We start from the raw sequence: 925 nt of genomic DNA, 5'->3' as shown, positions 1-925 counted from the left end.
TCCTGGTCCTGGAGCCAGCGTTCGGCGTCGATCGCCGCCGCACAACCGGTCCCCGCCGCCGTGACCGCCTGCCGATAGAGGTGATCCACCACATCACCACACGCGAACACCCCCGGCACACTCGTCCGCGTCGTCGGAGCCTGCACCTTCACATAACCCTCGGCATCGGTCTCCAACTGCCCCGCGAACAACCCACTACGCGGATCATGACCGATCGCGATGAACACCCCCGTCACCGCCAGACCCGACTCCTCACCCGACCGCGTATCACGCAACCGCACCCCCGTCACCCGATCCGACCCCTCGATCCCCACCACCTGACTGTTCCACCGGAAAGCGATCTTCTCGTTCCCCAACGCCCGCTCCTGCATGATCCTGCTCGCACGCAACCGATCACGCCGATGCACCACCGTCACCGAACGGGCGAACCTGGTCAAAAAGATCGCCTCCTCCATCGCGGTGTCACCCCCACCCACCACCGCGATGTCCTGATCACGGAAAAAGAACCCATCACAGGTCGCACACCACGACACCCCACGCCCCGACAACCGCTTCTCCTCCGGCAACCCCAGCTCCCGATACCCCGACCCGGTCGCCACGATCACCGCCCGCGCCCGGAACACCTGCTCACCCACCCGCACCACCTTCGGATCGGCCAGCAGATCCACCCCCGTCACATCATCGGCCACCAACTCCGCACCGAACCGCTCAGCCTGCTTACGCAGGTTGTCCATCAACTCCGGACCCAAGATCCCATCCGGAAACCCCGGAAAATTCTCCACATCCGTGGTGTTCATCAACGCCCCACCCGCCGTCACCGACCCCTCGAACACCAACGGCCGCAACTCACCCCGAGCCGCATAGATCGCAGCGGTGTACCCCGCAGGCCCCGACCCGATCACGATGACGTCCCGAACGTCGCTCA

At 65.2% G+C, this 925-nt stretch carries 1 protein-coding gene; it reads right to left on the bottom strand.

Going from position 1 to position 925, the window contains the following annotated elements; translation table 11 throughout:
* Positions 1–925: thioredoxin-disulfide reductase (trxB, locus tag QSK21_RS35895; protein WP_285702219.1), on the bottom strand; the 925-nt coding region annotated here is incomplete at both ends.

Origin of the sequence: Actinomadura sp. NBRC 104412 (assembly GCF_030269515.1) — a bacterium.
Taxonomy (GTDB): domain Bacteria; phylum Actinomycetota; class Actinomycetes; order Streptosporangiales; family Streptosporangiaceae; genus Spirillospora.
Note: the sequence above shows the minus strand (reverse complement) of the source record. Positions and strands in the feature narration are given on the sequence as shown.